Here is a 17,491-nt window from a genome sequence, read left to right as displayed (position 1 = left end):
CGACCATTACTTGTTACATATGTCGCATTGGTTTAGATGTTGAGCCAGTACTTTTAGCTACTAAACTAATTCGTTATGAAAGAAGCTATCCTCCTCGTAATTTTCATTCTATTTACAAGTTTATCTATAGATGCTCAGGTAGGTGTCGGAACAACAACTCCTGACGCTTCTTCCGCTCTGGATATTAGCGCAACCGATAAGGGAATACTAATACCCAGGGTTTCATTAGGTGATGTGACATCTACGATGCTCGACGGCACTAATACCGCAGCTAGCGGCTTGTTGATATATAACACCAATGCATCGGTATCTGGCGGTTCTGGGGTTGGATACTATTATTTTAACGGAACCATCTGGGAGCGACTGGTGACTACATCTACTGCTTCCGATGATGCCGATTGGTATGAGGAGGGAACGACTAGCGCGCCGAACGATATTAATGATGAGATATATACCTTGGGAAATGTCGCCATTGGTAAGAATAACGCCACCTACCCTTTGGATGTTGAGGCAACTTCGGGAATAAGAGCGATAAGTGCTCGCATTTCCGGTGCAGATAATACCACGGCATATGGTATTTACAGCCAAAATAGCAATACAGGTAGTGGAAATCATCACGGGTCTTATAACCTTGTTGATGGAGTAGGAACAGGAGCACATTACGGGGTCTCTAATTTTCTTAACGGATCCAATTCCAGTGCAAAATACGGTGTAAGAAATACACTTTCAAGCTCTGGCACCAAATACGGAATCTGGAATGACATTCAAAATTCTACAAATAATCTTGTAGCCGGGGTTCATAACGAGATTAATTCTAGTGGAACAGGATTAGTTAGAGGGTTTTATAATGATATGACCGATACAAACAGTGGATTTTTATTAGGTCTTCAAAATCAATTAAGTGGAACAGGTAGTGGTGATCATTTTGGTGTTAGTAATTCACTTACGGGTAGTGGAGGCGGGCGTAAAGTAGGGTCTTATAACTTTGTTAATCCCTCTGCCGGGGGGACACATTATGGAGTGCTTTCAAATGTATTAAAGCCAGCCAGCTTTGCGGGTTTTTTCGTAGGTGACGTTGCGATTGGCACGAACAATCCCTTTGGAACCGGCACTCCCGATCATTACATTTTTCCCGCTTCAAGGGGAACTAATGCACAGGTAATGCAAACAGATGGCAGTGGTAATATAAGTTGGGTCGATCCATCCACCTTAGACGATGAGGATTGGGTCATCGACACTACTGGAAGTACCATATTATATCCCACAAACACTACAGATAACGTAGCCATTGGAAAAACTACGGCGAATGCTAAACTGGATGTTGAAAATGATACCTCTGGTATCGCAGGATCTTTTACGCAATTAGGTTCAACCGGAAATTCCGGAAATATAACCAATACGGTACTTGGAACAACAGGGAATATTACGGGAATTTCTAATAATCTACTTGTGGACGGAACAGGAGACAAGACAGGGATCCACAACAATATCGATTTTGGAACTGTGGGCGCTACCGGACTTAAGAAAGGAGTGTTTAACGAAATTGAAAGTGCCAATGGTGATACTATGGGTGTTAACAACGTTTTAACGGGGATCTCTGCTGGATTTCAATACGGGTCTTATAACAGTATTAGTGTAAGTGGAAATGGTTCTCACTATGGAACACTTAACCAGCTTATTGGAACAGGAGCTGGGAATCAATTTGGTACTCTCAATCAAATGCGAAATACTGGATCGACTGCCCAGTTCGCTACATATAATTCCTTCTCCAACAGCAGCACAGGAGATCAAACGGGTGTTAGAAATGATATGTTAAGCACAGCTAATAGTGAGCATAAAGGGATGTATACCCAATTTACGGGATCCGGAGCGGGGCCTCAAATTGGAGTAGAAAACAGATTAGCCGGAACCGGTAATGGAACTAAAACAGGCGTTTATAATAATATAATTGATAGTGGAAACGGAATTCATTACGGAGTTAGAAATAGTCTGTCCGGATCCGGGACCGGCGTAAAATACGGTTTATATAATTTTATAAACAATACTGCAGGAGGTACCCATTACGGCGTATATTCTTCTGTCTTAAAAACAAATAGTTTTGCAGGTTACTTTCAGGGGGCTGTCGCAATAGGAACAAATGGATCGAACACTTATACGTTCCCTGCATCCAGGGGAACGGCAAATCAGATCATACAAACTGATGGTGCAGGAAATTTGAGTTGGGTGGACCCTATAAATGAAGATAAAGCCATTGTAAGATTAGGAAGATCTTCAAACCTTGGGGGGATGACAACGAATTCGGAAACCGCATTGATAATGAATACGGCTATCTTTAATCTCGGTGGGGGTCTTCATAATACCTCAACGGGAGCATACACCATACCTTACTCGGGAGTTTACAATATTATTGCAAATCTAAATTTTTCGTTTTCCTCCGCATCGTCAAATAATGCTGTTTGCCTATTTCGTGTTTATGTAAACGGTAGTTATTATGATCAGATATACAATCAAAAAGAAGCCGCTACCTCTGCGTCATGGGGAATAAATTACAATTATAACATCCATCTATCCTTAAATGCCGGCGACGTAGTCACTTTTAGAATATTACCTGTTTTTAGTGGTCCATCTTCACCGCAAATCACGAGCAATGCCACCAATGTTGTCATCAAAAAGGAATATTAATATGAGCTCTGTTTATATACTGATGAGTAAAAATTCAGTTAGCGAGATGGTTTTAGAGAATTCCTACTTGAGTCATACAAGTTCGCATCATTTCAAAGGTACGGGCTATATCGGCATCCAAACCAATAGAAAACCGGATCAAACCATCGGTTAGGCCCATTTCAACTTGTTCTTCTTCAGGAATTTCGGAAGAGGTAGAGCTTCCCGGAGCACTAAATAAGGTTTTATAAAATCCGAGACTCACAGCGAGATATCCAAGATTTCGTTCCTGCATAAGTTCCATAAGCTCATTCGCTTTATCAATATTTCCTACATCTATGGTGAACATTCCGCCATAACCATAATCTTCATTCATCATTGCTTTGAACAGTTTATGACCGGGATGTGATGCCAATCCAGGATATACGGTTTTAAGTCCGAGCGCTTCAAATTTTTCTGCCAAATACAAGGCATTATGGCTATGCTGTTTTATTCGAATATGAAGCGTTCTCATGTTTTTTAATATCGAAGCTGCCCGTAGGCTGTCCATAGAGGCTCCTAGCAACATACTGGCTCCGTCATTTACATTTCGTAGTGAATCTATCAGTTCACGACTACCGCACACGACACCGCCCATTGTATCGCTGCTACCGTTAATAAATTTAGTAAGACTGTGTAATACCACATTGGCTCCCAATTGAGCAGGTGAAATTGAAAGAGGTGAAAAGGTGTTGTCAACGAGCAGTTGTAAGTTGTGTTTTTTAGCAAGTATTGCAAGTGCCTTTATATCTGCAACCTCCAATAGTGGGTTACTTACCGATTCGCAATAAATAATTTTGGTTTCTGAAGTAATTGAAGCTTCCACAATGTCGAGCTTGGTAATATCCACGAAGGAGGTATTTATTCCTAAGCGCGGAGCAAAGTTTTTCAGAAAGGCATAGGTGCCACCATAAATAGTTCTGCTGGAAATAATATGATCGCCTGCCCGACAAAACTGAAGGATTGTAGGAGTGATAGCACCCATACCACTGGCGGCAACATTTGCAGTTTCTGTGCCTTCCATAGCAGCAAGTGCTTCTCCTAAATACAGATTAGAAGGTGTTGAATGTCTCGAGTATAAATAGCAACCATCTGCATTGCCTTCAAAGGTATCGAACATGGTTTTAGCCGATAGAAAAGTGTAGGTCGAAGAATCGGAAATGGAAGGATTTACTCCTCCAAATTCGCCAAAATATTGAAGATCCTGTATGTTGTTTGCCGGTTTGAATGTCATATTTGAATATCTAAAGATGTGTTGATTATTCTTCAAACCTAACCTATATAATAATTTATATCAAGATATGTTTAAATATTCAAATTATATATCTATAGAAATGCATTATTTCAGTATATTTTTCAGATTTTGTATTATTTTTGAGATAGAATAAAAAAAATTTTAAGATGAAATTGGATGCAACCGACAAAAAGCTATTAGCCTATCTTCAGAAAGATTGTAAGCAAACCAATAAAGAATTGGGACACAAATTGGATCTTTCGGTTACAGCTGTGTATGAAAGGATAAAAAAGCTGGAGCGCCAAGGAACCATACAAAACTATGTGGCGTTATTGAATTATAAGAATGTCAATTCGGGATTTGTTGTATTCTGTCAGATTAAACTTATACAGCACACCAAGGAATATCTTACCCAATTTGAAAAAGAAGTGGCCAAGCTCGATGAGGTGTTGGAATGTTATCATATTAGCGGTGAATATGACTATTTGCTGAAAGTCGTAGTAAAGGATATGGAGGAATTCCGTAGTTTTATGGTAACAAAACTCACTACCCTCCGTCATATAGGCAGTACGCAAAGCTCTTTTACGATAAATGAAGTGAAAAGAACTTCGGCTGTTCAGATAAAATAAGAAATGAAGTCTAAACTAATTTTAAGAACCATACTGGCTGTTATTGTAGGTGAACTGGCTTTGGCATTATTAACAACCGTGGCTCAGGGTGTAATAGTTCAGGGTGTTCACTGGGGGATTTCATCAACATCAGATCTTATTATTGGAGGAGTAGCTACACTTGCAGCCGGAGTTGCATCCGGTGTTCTAGCAGTGATCATTGGGGGTAAAGGAAATTTTTGGCCGCATATTTTTCTTTCGATGCTTATCGCTACAGAAACGACATATCTTATTGCGACAGACCATATTGGAAATCCGTTGTGGTTCGCAATACTGTCGGCACTTGGTCTTATAGCTGCTGTCTGGATGGGTTTTTATATCTTCAGAAAAAAATAATCCGTACAACATATTCGGTTATTCAGCGTCTTGTACTACGATAAAACATTTGTACTTTTGCATCTGCAAACACCGGACGTATGGCTCTGGTTGTGTTAATCTAAAAAATGTATACTTTATGAGCTCCTATGATGTTGCTGTAATTGGTTCAGGTCCCGGAGGATATGTAGCTGCTATTCGCTGTGCACAATTGGGAATGAAAACTGCGATTATTGAAAAATACAATACTTTGGGTGGTACCTGCCTTAATGTGGGATGTATTCCCAGCAAGGCGTTATTAGATTCTTCACATCACTACGAAGACGCCATGAAGCATTTTGAAGATCACGGTATTGAGATCCCCGGTGAAATAAAGCTCAATTTTAAAAAGATGATCGAGCGTAAGCAGGCTGTCGTAGATCAAACTACGAAGGGAATCGAATTTCTAATGGGGAAAAATAAGATCGACGTTTTTACCGGTATTGGCGCATTTAAGGATGCCACACATATAGAAATAACTTCCGGAAAGAAGACTGAAACCATTGAAGCCAAAAATACGATCATTGCCACCGGCAGTAAACCGGCATCCTTGCCTTTTATTAAAATCGACAAGGAACGCATCATCACTTCCACTGAAGCATTAAGCCTTTCAGAAGTTCCGAAACACCTTATCGTGATAGGGGGAGGAGTGATTGGTCTCGAACTGGGCCAGGTTTATCGTCGCCTGGGTTCTGAAGTTTCTATTGTAGAATATATGGACCGAATTATTCCAACCATGGATAGCGCCCAAAGTAAAGAGCTCACCAAAGTGATGAAAAAACAAGGGGTAAAATTCTTTGTGTCCCATAAAGTTTCGGCAGTAGATCGCAAGAAGAACGAAATCACGGTTACCGCAACCGATAAAAAAGATAAAGAAGTTACGTTTACGGGTGATTATTGTCTGGTTTCAGTAGGTCGCAGACCTTTTACCGACGGACTCAAAGCCGAAAATGCCGGAGTAAAGATTACAGAACGTGGGATGATAGAGGTAAACGATCACCTGCAAACCAATATTAAGAATATCTACGCCATTGGTGATGTGATACGTGGGGCAATGCTCGCTCATAAAGCTGAAGAGGAGGGGGTAATGGTTGCTGAGATCCTTGCCGGACAAAAGCCGCATATCGATTATAACTTAATTCCTGGAGTGGTGTATACCTGGCCAGAAGTAGCTTCGGTGGGGAAAACTGAAGAACAACTGAAGGAGACAAACACTGAATATAAAGTGGGACAGTTCCCCATGCGGGCTCTTGGACGATCCAGAGCCAGTGGCGATACCGACGGATTCGTGAAAATTCTTTCCGATAAAACTACAGACGAAGTATTAGGGGTTCATATGGTAGGAGCCAGAGTGGCCGATCTTATTGCTGAAGCGGTGACTGCGATGGAATTCCGCGCCAGTGCAGAGGATATTGCCCGTATGAGTCATGCACATCCAACCTATGCTGAAGCCGTAAAGGAAGCAGCCTTAGCTGCCACTGAAGACCGAGCATTACATATTTAAACAAAAAAAAAACCAGCTGAATTAACAGCTGGTTCTTTTACACAACACATCGATCTGTGTCGGGGGAATCGATGTAGTTGCTATTCTATCACAGTGACTTTCCAGTTTTTACCTACTGGGTTAATCGCAGTATTCTGAATGTTTGATAATCTAATCCTTACAGTATTCACTGCACTCACATAACAACTCCAAGTTAGTCCGGCCTCGATGGCAGCGTTTGGTGCACAGGAGCATGAGCTGCCTACTGTGGCGCCGTTAACTGTAACAGTAAGTTCAGACGAGCTGTTGATCGGAATATTTGGAAAATCGAGGGTTGCAGTATTGGTAAGCCCCTTTAGTAATATTTTTCTTGTCGTATTGGGTGTGAAATAAAGGTTGGTTCCGTCGTATTCCACAGTTCCGGCTTCGGGGGTACCTAAATTGGTTCCGGCAGTGAATTTTAAGGGGGCAGATCCTGCGGTAGCCGTTCCGGCACGCAAATGAAGGGTAGCCGTTGGATTGGATTCGCTTATACCTACATTTCCTGTACTTCTTACAATGATACGTTCTCTCTGACTTGTTGTACCGTTTGGGGTCGTACTAATCACGAATTTTGAAGGAACACTCCCGGGGGCTGGGGTTCCATCCATATAAAATCTGAATCCACCATTTTCTTTAACGCCGGTACCATCATGGGTTTTAATGACTAGTGCACCAATTTCCTGATCGGTTGCAAGAGCTGTAGGAACATCGATGGTTCCACCGGTATTGTATAAAATAAAGTTTGGTGGGTTTGTATTGGCACTGGTGATCTGAAAGTCATTGTCACCGGGACCTCTGAACTCGAAACGTTCAACGGGGTCGTCTGTTCCAAAGCCTATGCGACCGTCATCGGTGATCACCATGTCGGTTCCTAAGAGTTTGGCCTGTGTTGCATAAATATACTGATCGCCACTTTCATTAGAACCGTCTTTCCATTCTTCGGCTCCAATACTTCTCCATCGCTTTGGAGTATCATCCCAGTAATAGAATCCTTTGTCGTCGGTTCCAATAGGGTTGGTTAGGAAGATCATCATTCCATCTTGATCGGCTCCCGGATTAACGAGGGGAAATGCACTAACGCGAGGGATTAAAATTCCGTCGTTGTAAGCAGGAAGCAATTCATTGGATGCCTGAATATCCAGGACACTTTTTGGACCGGTGGTTCCGATTCCAACTTGTGCAATTGCGGGGGCAATTGCTAAAATAAATACGGCAATAATTGCATAAGTAGTTTTTCTCATTCTATCGATAATTTGGGGTTATCTGTGGACAATATTACAGAATAATCCTACACCTGTCCAAATATAAGTCGGTGATATTCACGTATTTTCGTTCAACGTCATTTAATCGACGATAAAGTGTAATATACGGTAGGAATTTTAACAGGAAATATTCTATTAATTTCATAATCAATGTGTTACAGACTATTTTGATGGGTTTTACCGATAAGAGGTTTTAAACCTTCGGTGAAATACATCGCTTCATTATAATCTTAACCAATTTACTTGTGTAACCACTTAAGGTATGAGTAGGAATTTAAATATCTTTGAGTCATGAAAAAAATACTTGCATTTGCCGGAAGTAATAGCAGTACTTCCATTAATCAAAAACTAGTCGATTTTGCAGCCTCAAAAATTAGCGGACATGAAGTGCAACATATTAACTTAACCGATTATAATTTACCGCTCTTTGGTGTAGATATTGAGAAGGAACAAGGGTATTCGGTAGAACTTAGCTTACTTCGTAATGAAATTATGGACGCCGATGCGTTAATGATTTCCGTAAACGAACACAATGGTGCTGTTTCAGCGTTTTTTAAGAATGTGATCGATTGGCTTTCACGGATAGAATATAAGTTTCTTGCTCAGAAAAAGATATTGCTTATGAGCACCTCACCCGGTAAACGCGGAGCAGCTTCAGCGTTGGAATACACTAAGGGAGTCATCCCAAGATTTGGCGGAGAAGTGGTAGAGAGTTTTAGCTTTCCGTCGTTTGAAGATAATTTTTCCGAAGAAAAACAAACGATCACAAACGAAGTACTCCTGTTGGGTTTTATGGATGTCATCCAAAATTTTGAGCATCAAATAAATACTTAATGCGTTTCCATAAATCGATCCCATTATTGCTCACCGACGAACTCAAGGCGAAGCTACTTACCTGGTCGCAACAGTTCGATGAAGTGATATGGATGGATTCCAACAAATATCCACAACTTCACAGTTCCTATAGCGCTATTTTGGCCGTGGATGCTTTTACGCTAATAAAAACCGATTTTCACAAGGCGTTCGAAAAATTGAATGAATACCAAGGAAACACTAAGGACTGGTTATTTGGCTATCTTACCTATGACCTTAAAAATGATGTTGAGCAATTATCTTCTGAAAATTATGACGGACTGGAATTTACAGATCTTTATTTTTTTCAACCTAAAAAGATCTTTGTGTTTACGGAAGATTCCGTAGAACTTCACTATTTGAATCTGGTGGCTGATGAATGGCAGCAGGATCTGACCGATATTCAGGATCTTTCAGTTGAAGATGAAGCACTTTCTGAAGAAGAAGCCATAAAAATTAGTCTTCGTACCTCTAAAGATGCCTATTTCCGGAAATTAGACCGCATTTTAAAGCATATAGAACGGGGAGATATCTATGAAGCTAATTTCTGTCAGGAGTTTTATTCAGAAAATGTGATCATCGATCCTGTAAAAACCTACCAACAGCTTAACCGGCTTTCTCACCCACCTTTTGCAACTTTTTTAAAATTAAACCAACATTTTGCCCTATCGGCTTCCCCCGAACGCTATCTTAAGAAAAATGGTAATACCGTTGTTTCTCAACCTATAAAGGGAACCGCCAGACGTCATGCAGATGCCAGGGAAGATGAAGATCAGAAAACAAGACTTAGAGCAGATCCTAAAGAACGCAGCGAAAACATCATGATCACCGATCTGGTGCGCAATGATCTCTCAAGGTTTGCAAAAAAAGGAAGTGTCACCGTAGAAGAGTTATGTGTGATCTATACGTTTAAGCAGGTACACCAAATGATCTCAACCATAAGTTGTAAGGTGGATGACAAGATAAGTGCTGCCGAAATCATAAAAAATACCTTCCCCATGGGTAGTATGACGGGGGCCCCAAAAATCTCGGCGATGAAGATCATTGAAAGCGCCGAAGACACAAAGCGGGGATTGTACAGCGGTGCAATAGGATATTTTACTCCAAATGGGGATTTTGACTTTAATGTGGTTATTCGAAGTATTTTATACAATGCCGCCAAGAAATACGTTAGTTTTTCGGTAGGTGGAGCCATAACGGCAAAATCGATTCCCGAAAATGAATATGAAGAATGCTTGCTAAAGGCTAAAGCAATGAGACAGGTTCTCGAACGACAAAATGAATACTTAGAGCACGATTGATTATGTTTGTTATTTGGTCGTTAACCGGAAATAATGAACAATAAATAATGATTAATGAATAATGAATAATAATAAGCAATAAGGTAATTATTGATCGAGAAATGACCGACGCTTTTAAAGAACATATCGAAGCCCAGCTTCCCTTTTTAAAGGAAAGCAAACTTCTGGTGGCTTGCAGTGGGGGGCTCGACAGTGTGTCTTTAGCTCATTTACTGAAAGAAATCGATTGTGAAATTGCATTGATACACTGTAATTTTTCGCTTCGCGGAACGGAAAGTGACGAAGATGAAAACTTTGTGGTCGAACTTGCCGAATCGCTTTCTATTCCTGTGTTTACTGAAACATTTGATACCAGGGCGTATGCCGGCGACCGAAAACTCTCAGTTCAAATGGCAGCACGTGAATTGCGTTATAACTGGTTCTATGAGATCCTGGAAAGTTTTAATTACAACTTTGTAGTTACTGCACATCACGCCAATGACAATCTGGAAACATTCTTGATCAATTTGTCCCGCGGTTCGGGTTTGCGCGGACTAACTGGAATTCCTGAACAAAATGACCGAATAGTGCGCCCCTTGCTTCCTTTTACAAGAGATCAATTGCTCAAGTATGCCGTGGCAAATAAAATTTACTGGAGAGAGGATAGTAGCAATGCTTCCCCAGATTATCTTCGGAATAATCTGCGATTAGAAGTTATTCCTAAACTAAAGGAAGCCACCGGCGCCATTTTTGAGAATGCTATTGTCACCCAGAAGCACCTCAACACTTCTCAGAGTCTTATTGATGATTATATGGCCTTGGTGTATAATCTTGTCGTGACCGAAACTACAGATGGCTATGCTGTAAATATTGAAAAGCTGAAAGAATTACCCCATACTGAAGCTCTATTGTTCGAATTACTTCAAGGTTTCGGATTTACGGCCTGGGAGGATATAATAAACCTTTTAGACGCTCAAAGCGGAAAACACATAGTTTCGGAGACACATCGTCTACTAAAGGATCGAAACCAGCTGTTATTAACCGAGATCACCTCCGAAGAGGATAAAGAGATCAGTATCGATGCAAATACTTCGGGAATTGAAATTCCTATTTCACTAAGATTTTCCATTGTTGAGGAAATAAACCGAAAAAACCGAAATACGGCGTATTTGGATTACGCCAAACTTAAATATCCATTAATTCTGAGAAAATGGAAAGAAGGTGATAGTTTCCAGCCTTTTGGAATGAAAGGAAAAAAGAAATTGAGTAAATTTTTTAAAGATGAAAAGTTATCTTTGGTGGCTAAAGAAAAAATCCGGGTTCTTTGCAGTGACGATCAGATTATCTGGATCGTGGGAATGCGGTCGGATGATCGCTTTAAAGTCACAAATGATACTCGTAAAATTCTAAAAATTGTTTATAGCCCTGATTGATCTATGAAAAAATTAATTTTCGCCTTTTTACTCACAATTGTTACTAGTTCTTCAATTTTTGCTCAGGATTTTCTCGATCCGGTTTCCTGGGATGTAAGGGTAGAGCAGGAAGAGGGTAATCGGTATAATATTCTACTTAAAGCACAAATTGACGAAGGTTGGCATTTGTACAGTCAGGAAGAGCTTGATCTTGATATTAGTCCTATTCCAACAGTTTTTACCTATAATGCCTCAGACAATACATACAAACTAATAGGAGAAACCCAAGAACCTGATGTGCCGGCCTATTACGATCCCGTTTTTGAGGCGGATATTGTCTTTTTTGAAGACAAGGCAATGTTTATTCAGGCCATTGAAGTTATCAATCCTGAAGGTCTAAAGATTGAAGTGGAAGTGATGTATTCGGTATGTGATGATGAGCGTTGTCTTCCGCCTGATACCAAGCTGTTTGAGCTGGACTTGAATTCAGGTAAAGCTAAAGTGGCCGTTGATGAAATTAACAGTGAGGATCTCGAAAAAACTGCAGCACTGTCACTGGACCTCAAAGGAAAGGAAACCTATCTCGTACAAACGGAAGACGGGGATCAAGGTTATCTCACCATATTTTTACTGGGCTTTGTAGGTGGTTTGATCGCACTTCTTACGCCCTGTGTATTCCCTATGATCCCGTTAACGGTATCGTACTTCACAAAAAGCGCTAAAAACAGGCAGAATGGGATGGCAAATGCGATCATGTACGGGCTATTTATTTTTCTGATCTATGTATTGCTTAGCATACCCTTCCACTTATTGGATTCGGTAGATCCTGAAATTCTGAATAATATTTCTACTAACGTCACGCTCAATATAATCTTCTTCGTGATCTTCGTGGTTTTTGCCTTTTCATTTTTTGGATATTTCGAACTTACCCTTCCCAACTCATGGAGTTCAAAAATGGATAGTAAAGCGACCAGCATTGGGGGATTTGTAGGAATCTTTTTTATGGCATTGACCCTGGCGATCGTTTCGTTTTCATGCACCGGTCCTATCCTGGGATCGCTGTTAGGTGGATCACTTACAACCGATGGAGGTGCCATGCAACTTACGTTTGGTATGGGTGGATTTGGTTTGGCATTGGCGCTTCCGTTCGCATTATTTGCGTTGTTCCCGAATTGGTTAAACTCCCTCCCTAAAAGTGGAGGATGGCTCAATACCGTAAAGGTGATATTGGGATTTGCTGAGTTGGCGCTGGCATTTAAGTTCTTATCGAACGCAGATCTGGTACAGCATTGGGGGTTGCTGAAAAGAGAAGTTTTTATCGCGATCTGGATGCTATGTGCACTGGGAATGGCCTTGTATCTGTTCCGTGTGATACGGTTTCCTCACGACGGACCCAAAGGAAAAAGATTGGGCTGGGGTAATATTGTATTTGGAGTTGCGAGTATTGCATTTATGTTATACCTCGTTCCCGGACTCACCAATACGAAATATGCCAATTTAAAACTGCTTAGTGGCCTTGCGCCACCTTTTTCTCAAAGTATTTACGATACCGGAAGCGGTGCTTTGCCTGGAATGACCTCTTATAAAGATTTTGATGAAGGAGTTGCTGCGGCTAAAGCTTCGGGAAAACCAATCATGCTGGACTTTACAGGCTGGGCATGCGTAAATTGCAGGGAGATGGAAGAACATGTGTGGAGCAGACAGGATATTTTCGATGTCATTAATGATGAATATATATTGATCTCACTTTATGTTGATGACAGGAAGAAACTTTCAGAAGAAGAGCAATTTACGTATTTAAAACCTAATGGGGCTACCAAACCCATACGTACGATTGGAGATAAATGGGCCACATTTCAGACAGTGAATTTTAAAAATAATTCGCAACCCTATTATGTCTTAATGGACGCCGATCTTAACCTCCTCAATACACCTACCGCTTATACACCCGATGCCGATGAATATCTGTATTGGCTAAATGAAGGGTTAAAAAAGCATTCAGAAAATAAAACACAACCATGAAAAAATTAATTCTATCGATCCTTGTCATTTTTGTCGTAACCGGAACAAAGGCACAAACAGATGATTCCTATGTGCAGGACAATTTCAATAAGACCGAAGTGTATATCACCATGCGAGATGGTGTAAAACTATTTACCTCTATTTACGCTCCCAAGGACACGTCTAAAACCTACCCCATCCTTTTTCAGCGTACCCCTTATAGCTGCAGACCCTACGGAGAGGATCAGTTTCGAAGTAAAATAGGTCCGAATGAATTTTTAATGAAAGATGGGTACATTATCGTGTACCAGGACGTACGGGGACGGTGGAACAGCGAAGGTGTGTACGACAATATGCGCGCGTATATTCCAAATAAAAAAGGAAAACAAATTGATGAAGCCAGTGATACCTACGATAGTATAGACTGGTTGGTAAAAAATATTCCGAATAACAACGGAAGAGTAGGTACCTGGGGAATTTCCTATCCGGGATTTTATGCGACCTATTCGCTACTTGATGCGCATCCGGCCCTAAAAGCTTCTTCTCCTCAGGCCTGTATCGGAGATTTCTTTTTTGATGACTTTCACCATAACGGAGCGTATTTACTGAGTTACTGGCGTGCAACAGCCGTATTTGGTTATGAAAAATCAAAACCGACTACCGAACCTTGGTACAACTTTCCTGATTTGGGTACCGAAGATCAATATCAGTTCTTTTTGGATGTGGGTCCGCTGAGCAACTTAGACAAGTATTATAAAGAAGATAATGTTTTTTGGCAGCAGTTAAAAGACCATCCCAACTATGATGAATTCTGGCGTTCCCGAGGGATCATTCAGCATCTGAAAGATATAAAGCCGGCTGTTATGGTTGTGGGAGGTTTGTTTGATGCCGAAGACCTGTACGGGCCATTTGAAACCTATGAAAAAATAGAAGAACGGAGCAATAACTATAATACAGTGGTTTTTGGCCCATGGAGCCATGGTGACTGGGCACGAAATAACGAACGACAGGCGATAGGTAATGTGTATTTTGGAGATAATATTTCTGAAGATTTTCAGAAGAATATAGAAACACCATTCTTTAATCATTTTCTAAAAGGGGATGCTAATGGAGATACAAAGTTGCCGGAGGCGTATATGTTTGACACCGGAACTCGTGAATGGAAATCCTATAGCGAATGGCCACCTAAAAATACAGAAACAAAGACCTATTGGCTTCAGAACAATCAAAGACTTAATGAACGAGCCGAACGCAGCTATACTTTCGAAGAATTTGTAAGCGATGCTAAAAAGCCGGTTCCTTATTCCGAAGACATTAAGATGGTTTTCACTCCGCGGAAATATATGACCGACGATCAGCGATTCGCTGCTCGCCGTCCCGATGTGTTGGTTTTTGAAACTCCGGTGCTTACCGAAGATATTACTATGGCCGGGGATATACTGGCAAAACTTAATGTAGCCACTACCGGAACCGATGCCGATTGGATCGTAAAAGTAATTGATGTCTATCCTCCCAATGCCGAAGATTATGAAGAGACGCAGGATTATTTGAAAATGGGGAATTATCACATGATGGTAAGGAGCGAAGTAATGCGGGGACGATTCAGAAACAGTTTCTCCAAACCGGAACCTTTTGTTCCCAACGAAAAAGCTGCAGTACAGATAAAGCTTCAGGATATTCATCACACCTTTAAAAAGGGGCATAAGATCCAAATTCAGGTACAGAGCACCTGGTTTCCTTTAATAGATCTTAATCCGCAAACCTTTGTACCTAACATCTTTGCAGCCGAAGCTTCTCATTTTACAAAGCAAACGCATAAGGTATTTAATGATTCTTCGGTAGAATTTACAGTACTCAAGCCATAGATCTTTGCTTAGATAGGTTTTTAAGATTGACCGAATATGGTTAGAATTTCTCAAAAAAAAGCATCCCGGCCAGACGGCGGGATGCTCATAACAAACCTAACTTAGTAAATTAAAAATCCGAAGTTATCCTTCGAAAAAAGCGCTGATTAAATTTTCTATCCCCACAAAAAATTCCACCAGCAACAATTCACTAATTTAATATCAAATGTAACACCTATATCTTAACCAGTAAATACGTGTAAGCACGTATTTTAGAGTCGGTCATTTGCAATGATATTATTGCATTGTTATACGAGGTAAAGGTTATTGTACAATACACTTATTAATCTTAGCTTTACATCGATGTCGGTAAAAATTAAAAAAATTGCGGTTTTGACAAGTGGCGGCGATTCTCCGGGGATGAATGCTGCTATTAGGGCTGTGGTTAGATCCTGTACCTATCACCAACTGGAATGTTTGGGAGTGTATAGAGGGTATCAGGGTTTAATTGAAGGAGATTTTGTAACACTTAATGCCCGGTCTGTAAAGAACATAATCAATAGAGGAGGAACCTTTCTTAAATCGGCGCGGTCTAAGGAGTTTTTAAGCGTAGAAGGACGTAAAAGAGCATTCGATAATCTCAAAGCCGAGGGAATTGATGCACTTGTGACCATTGGTGGCGACGGGACTTTTGCCGGAGCCGTCGTTTTTAATGAAGAGCACAATTTTCCCATTGTCGGTCTCCCGGGTACCATCGACAACGATATTAACGGAACCGACTTTACCATTGGATATGACACCGCATTAAACACTGTGGTAGAGGCTATTGATAAGATACGGGATACGGCCCATTCTCATAACCGCTTATTTTTGGTGGAAGTAATGGGAAGGGATGCCGGTGATATTGCACTTAATGCAGGTATTGGCGCTGGAGCTGAAGAAATTCTGATTCCTGAACAGAATATGGGGAAAGATCGATTGGTGGCCTCTCTGAAGCGCAGTAAGGAAGCGGGAAAATCTTCTAGCATAGTTGTAGTTGCGGAAGGAGATCAGATTGGGAAGAATATTTTCGGATTAGCCGATTATATACGGGAAAATCTCACCGAATACGAGGTGAAAGTCACTGTTTTGGGTCATATTCAGCGCGGAGGAGCGCCCAGTTGTTACGATCGTGTCTTGGCGAGCAGACTAGGTGTGGGTGCTGTGGACGCATTACTTAAGGGTGAGCGTGATATTATGGTGGGAATTGTGAATAATAAGGTGACCTCAGTTCCGTTTACCGAAACTTCGAAAGGGGAAAATGAATTGGATAAAGAATTGATACGAGTCGCAGATATTACTTCTGTGTAAAAGAAAACTATGAAAACAAAAATTGGAATAAACGGTTTTGGCAGGATAGGTAGATTGGCCTTCCGTATAGCCGTACAGCATAAAGATGTTGAGATAGTCGCTGTAAACGACCTGCTAGAAGTAGAGCATCTGGCATATTTGCTCGAATTCGATTCGGTGCACGGAAAATATCCAGGCAGCGTTGAGGTTCAAGACGGAAATCTAGTGGTAGATGGAAAGGTGATTAGGGTTACCGCCGAAAGAGATCCCGAAAATCTGAAATGGGATGAGGTTAGTGCGTCTATAGTCGTGGATTGTACCGGAGTGTTCAAAGAGGTTGAAACGGCCGAAGCACACCGAAAGGCCGGAGCAAAAAAAGTAGTGATCTCGGCACCGTCCAAATCGGCTCCCATGTTTGTAATGGGCGTAAACCATACCCAAATGAAATCTACCGACGTGATCATCTCCAATGCCTCATGTACGACCAACTGCTTGGCTCCCATGGCAAAGATCATCAATGACCATCTTGGTATTGTTGAAGGCTTAATGACAACAATTCATTCTGTGACCGCCTCGCAGTCTACTGTAGATCAGCCTTCAAAAAAGAACTACCGATTAGGGCGCAGCGCATTGCGAAACATTATTCCTACTACTACAGGAGCAGCCGTTGCCGTAACAAAGGTGATTCCGCAATTGGATGGTAAATTAACAGGAATGGCATTTCGTGTGCCTACGGCAGATGTCTCTGTGGTTGATCTTACTGTGAGAACAGAAAAATCGGCTACCTATGAAGAAATTAAAACGCTATTTAAAAAAGCAGCCGATGGACCGTACCAGGGTATTGTAAATTATACAGAGAAGCAGGTGGTTTCTCAGGATTTCGTAAGCGATCCCCACACTTGTAATTTTGATGCCGAAGCCGGGATCGCGCTGAATGAGAATTTCTTTAAGCTGGTCGCCTGGTACGATAATGAATACGCCTATTCTGCCAAATTGATCGATCTGGCGGCTTATGCAGCAACAGTTTAGT

At 41.1% G+C, this 17,491-nt stretch carries 13 protein-coding genes; 11 read left to right on the top strand and 2 right to left on the bottom strand.

The annotated features are described in order from the left end of the window. Positions 1 to 75: 75 nt before the first annotated feature. Positions 76 to 2,682, top strand: coding sequence for a beta strand repeat-containing protein (locus ALE3EI_RS12620; RefSeq protein WP_186989204.1), 2,607 nt, complete (start codon positions 76 to 78; stop codon positions 2,680 to 2,682). Between the two features lie 52 nt (positions 2,683 to 2,734). Here the strand turns inward: ALE3EI_RS12620 and ALE3EI_RS12615 are convergent, their stop codons facing one another. Beyond that, positions 2,735 to 3,934 carry an aminotransferase class I/II-fold pyridoxal phosphate-dependent enzyme gene (locus tag ALE3EI_RS12615; RefSeq protein ID WP_186989202.1) on the bottom strand — a complete coding sequence of 400 codons (1,200 nt, stop codon included), beginning with the start codon at positions 3,932 to 3,934 and terminating at the stop codon, positions 2,735 to 2,737. 167 nt (positions 3,935 to 4,101) lie between these two features. On the opposite strand from ALE3EI_RS12615, the gene ALE3EI_RS12610 reads away from it, so the two are divergent. From ALE3EI_RS12610 to lpdA, 3 genes are all read left to right on the top strand, one after another. Further along, complete coding sequence (locus tag ALE3EI_RS12610) at positions 4,102 to 4,563, top strand: Lrp/AsnC family transcriptional regulator (protein ID WP_186989200.1); 462 nt, start codon at positions 4,102 to 4,104, stop codon at positions 4,561 to 4,563. A gap of 3 nt (positions 4,564 to 4,566) precedes the next feature. Next, complete coding sequence (locus ALE3EI_RS12605; protein ID WP_186989198.1) at positions 4,567 to 4,938, top strand: hypothetical protein; 372 nt, start codon at positions 4,567 to 4,569, stop codon at positions 4,936 to 4,938. 118 nt (positions 4,939 to 5,056) lie between these two features. Beyond that, on the top strand, positions 5,057 to 6,460 hold the full coding sequence (gene lpdA, locus ALE3EI_RS12600) for a dihydrolipoyl dehydrogenase (protein WP_186989196.1): 1,404 nt from the start codon (positions 5,057 to 5,059) through the stop codon (positions 6,458 to 6,460). An 80-nt stretch (positions 6,461 to 6,540) separates the two neighbouring features. Here lpdA and ALE3EI_RS12595 read toward each other — a convergent pair whose 3' ends face one another. After that, complete coding sequence (locus ALE3EI_RS12595; RefSeq protein ID WP_186989194.1) at positions 6,541 to 7,722, bottom strand: hypothetical protein; 1,182 nt, start codon at positions 7,720 to 7,722, stop codon at positions 6,541 to 6,543. 312 nt (positions 7,723 to 8,034) lie between these two features. Between ALE3EI_RS12595 and ALE3EI_RS12590 the strand changes: the two genes are divergently transcribed. From ALE3EI_RS12590 to gap, 7 genes are all read left to right on the top strand, one after another. Continuing rightward, positions 8,035 to 8,577, top strand: coding sequence for an NADPH-dependent FMN reductase (locus ALE3EI_RS12590; protein WP_186989192.1), 543 nt, complete (start codon positions 8,035 to 8,037; stop codon positions 8,575 to 8,577). After that, positions 8,577 to 9,896 carry an anthranilate synthase component I family protein gene (locus tag ALE3EI_RS12585; RefSeq protein ID WP_186989190.1) on the top strand — a complete coding sequence of 440 codons (1,320 nt, stop codon included), beginning with the start codon at positions 8,577 to 8,579 and terminating at the stop codon, positions 9,894 to 9,896. The genes ALE3EI_RS12590 and ALE3EI_RS12585 overlap by 1 nt, the downstream gene beginning before the upstream one ends. A 101-nt stretch (positions 9,897 to 9,997) precedes the next feature. Continuing rightward, on the top strand, positions 9,998 to 11,308 hold the full coding sequence (gene tilS / locus ALE3EI_RS12580; RefSeq protein WP_186989188.1) for a tRNA lysidine(34) synthetase TilS: 1,311 nt from the start codon (positions 9,998 to 10,000) through the stop codon (positions 11,306 to 11,308). 3 nt (positions 11,309 to 11,311) lie between these two features. Next, positions 11,312 to 13,309 carry a protein-disulfide reductase DsbD family protein gene (locus tag ALE3EI_RS12575; RefSeq protein ID WP_186989186.1) on the top strand — a complete coding sequence of 666 codons (1,998 nt, stop codon included), beginning with the start codon at positions 11,312 to 11,314 and terminating at the stop codon, positions 13,307 to 13,309. Beyond that, positions 13,306 to 15,153, top strand: coding sequence for a CocE/NonD family hydrolase (locus ALE3EI_RS12570; protein ID WP_186989184.1), 1,848 nt, complete (start codon positions 13,306 to 13,308; stop codon positions 15,151 to 15,153). Before ALE3EI_RS12575 ends, ALE3EI_RS12570 begins: the two co-directional genes overlap by 4 nt. Positions 15,154 to 15,495: 342 nt before the next feature. Next, positions 15,496 to 16,482 (top strand): 6-phosphofructokinase, encoded by a 987-nt coding sequence (pfkA, locus tag ALE3EI_RS12565; protein WP_186989182.1) that lies wholly within the window; start codon positions 15,496 to 15,498, stop codon positions 16,480 to 16,482. A 9-nt stretch (positions 16,483 to 16,491) separates the two neighbouring features. Continuing rightward, positions 16,492 to 17,490, top strand: a complete 999-nt coding sequence (gap, locus tag ALE3EI_RS12560; protein ID WP_186989180.1) for a type I glyceraldehyde-3-phosphate dehydrogenase — start codon at positions 16,492 to 16,494, stop codon at positions 17,488 to 17,490. The last annotated feature ends 1 nt before the right edge of the window (position 17,491 follow it).

The organism is Constantimarinum furrinae (assembly GCF_014295415.1).
In the GTDB taxonomy this organism is placed as follows: Bacteria; Bacteroidota; Bacteroidia; order Flavobacteriales; family Flavobacteriaceae; genus Constantimarinum; species Constantimarinum furrinae.
This window is presented reverse-complemented; position numbering and strand designations above follow the sequence as displayed.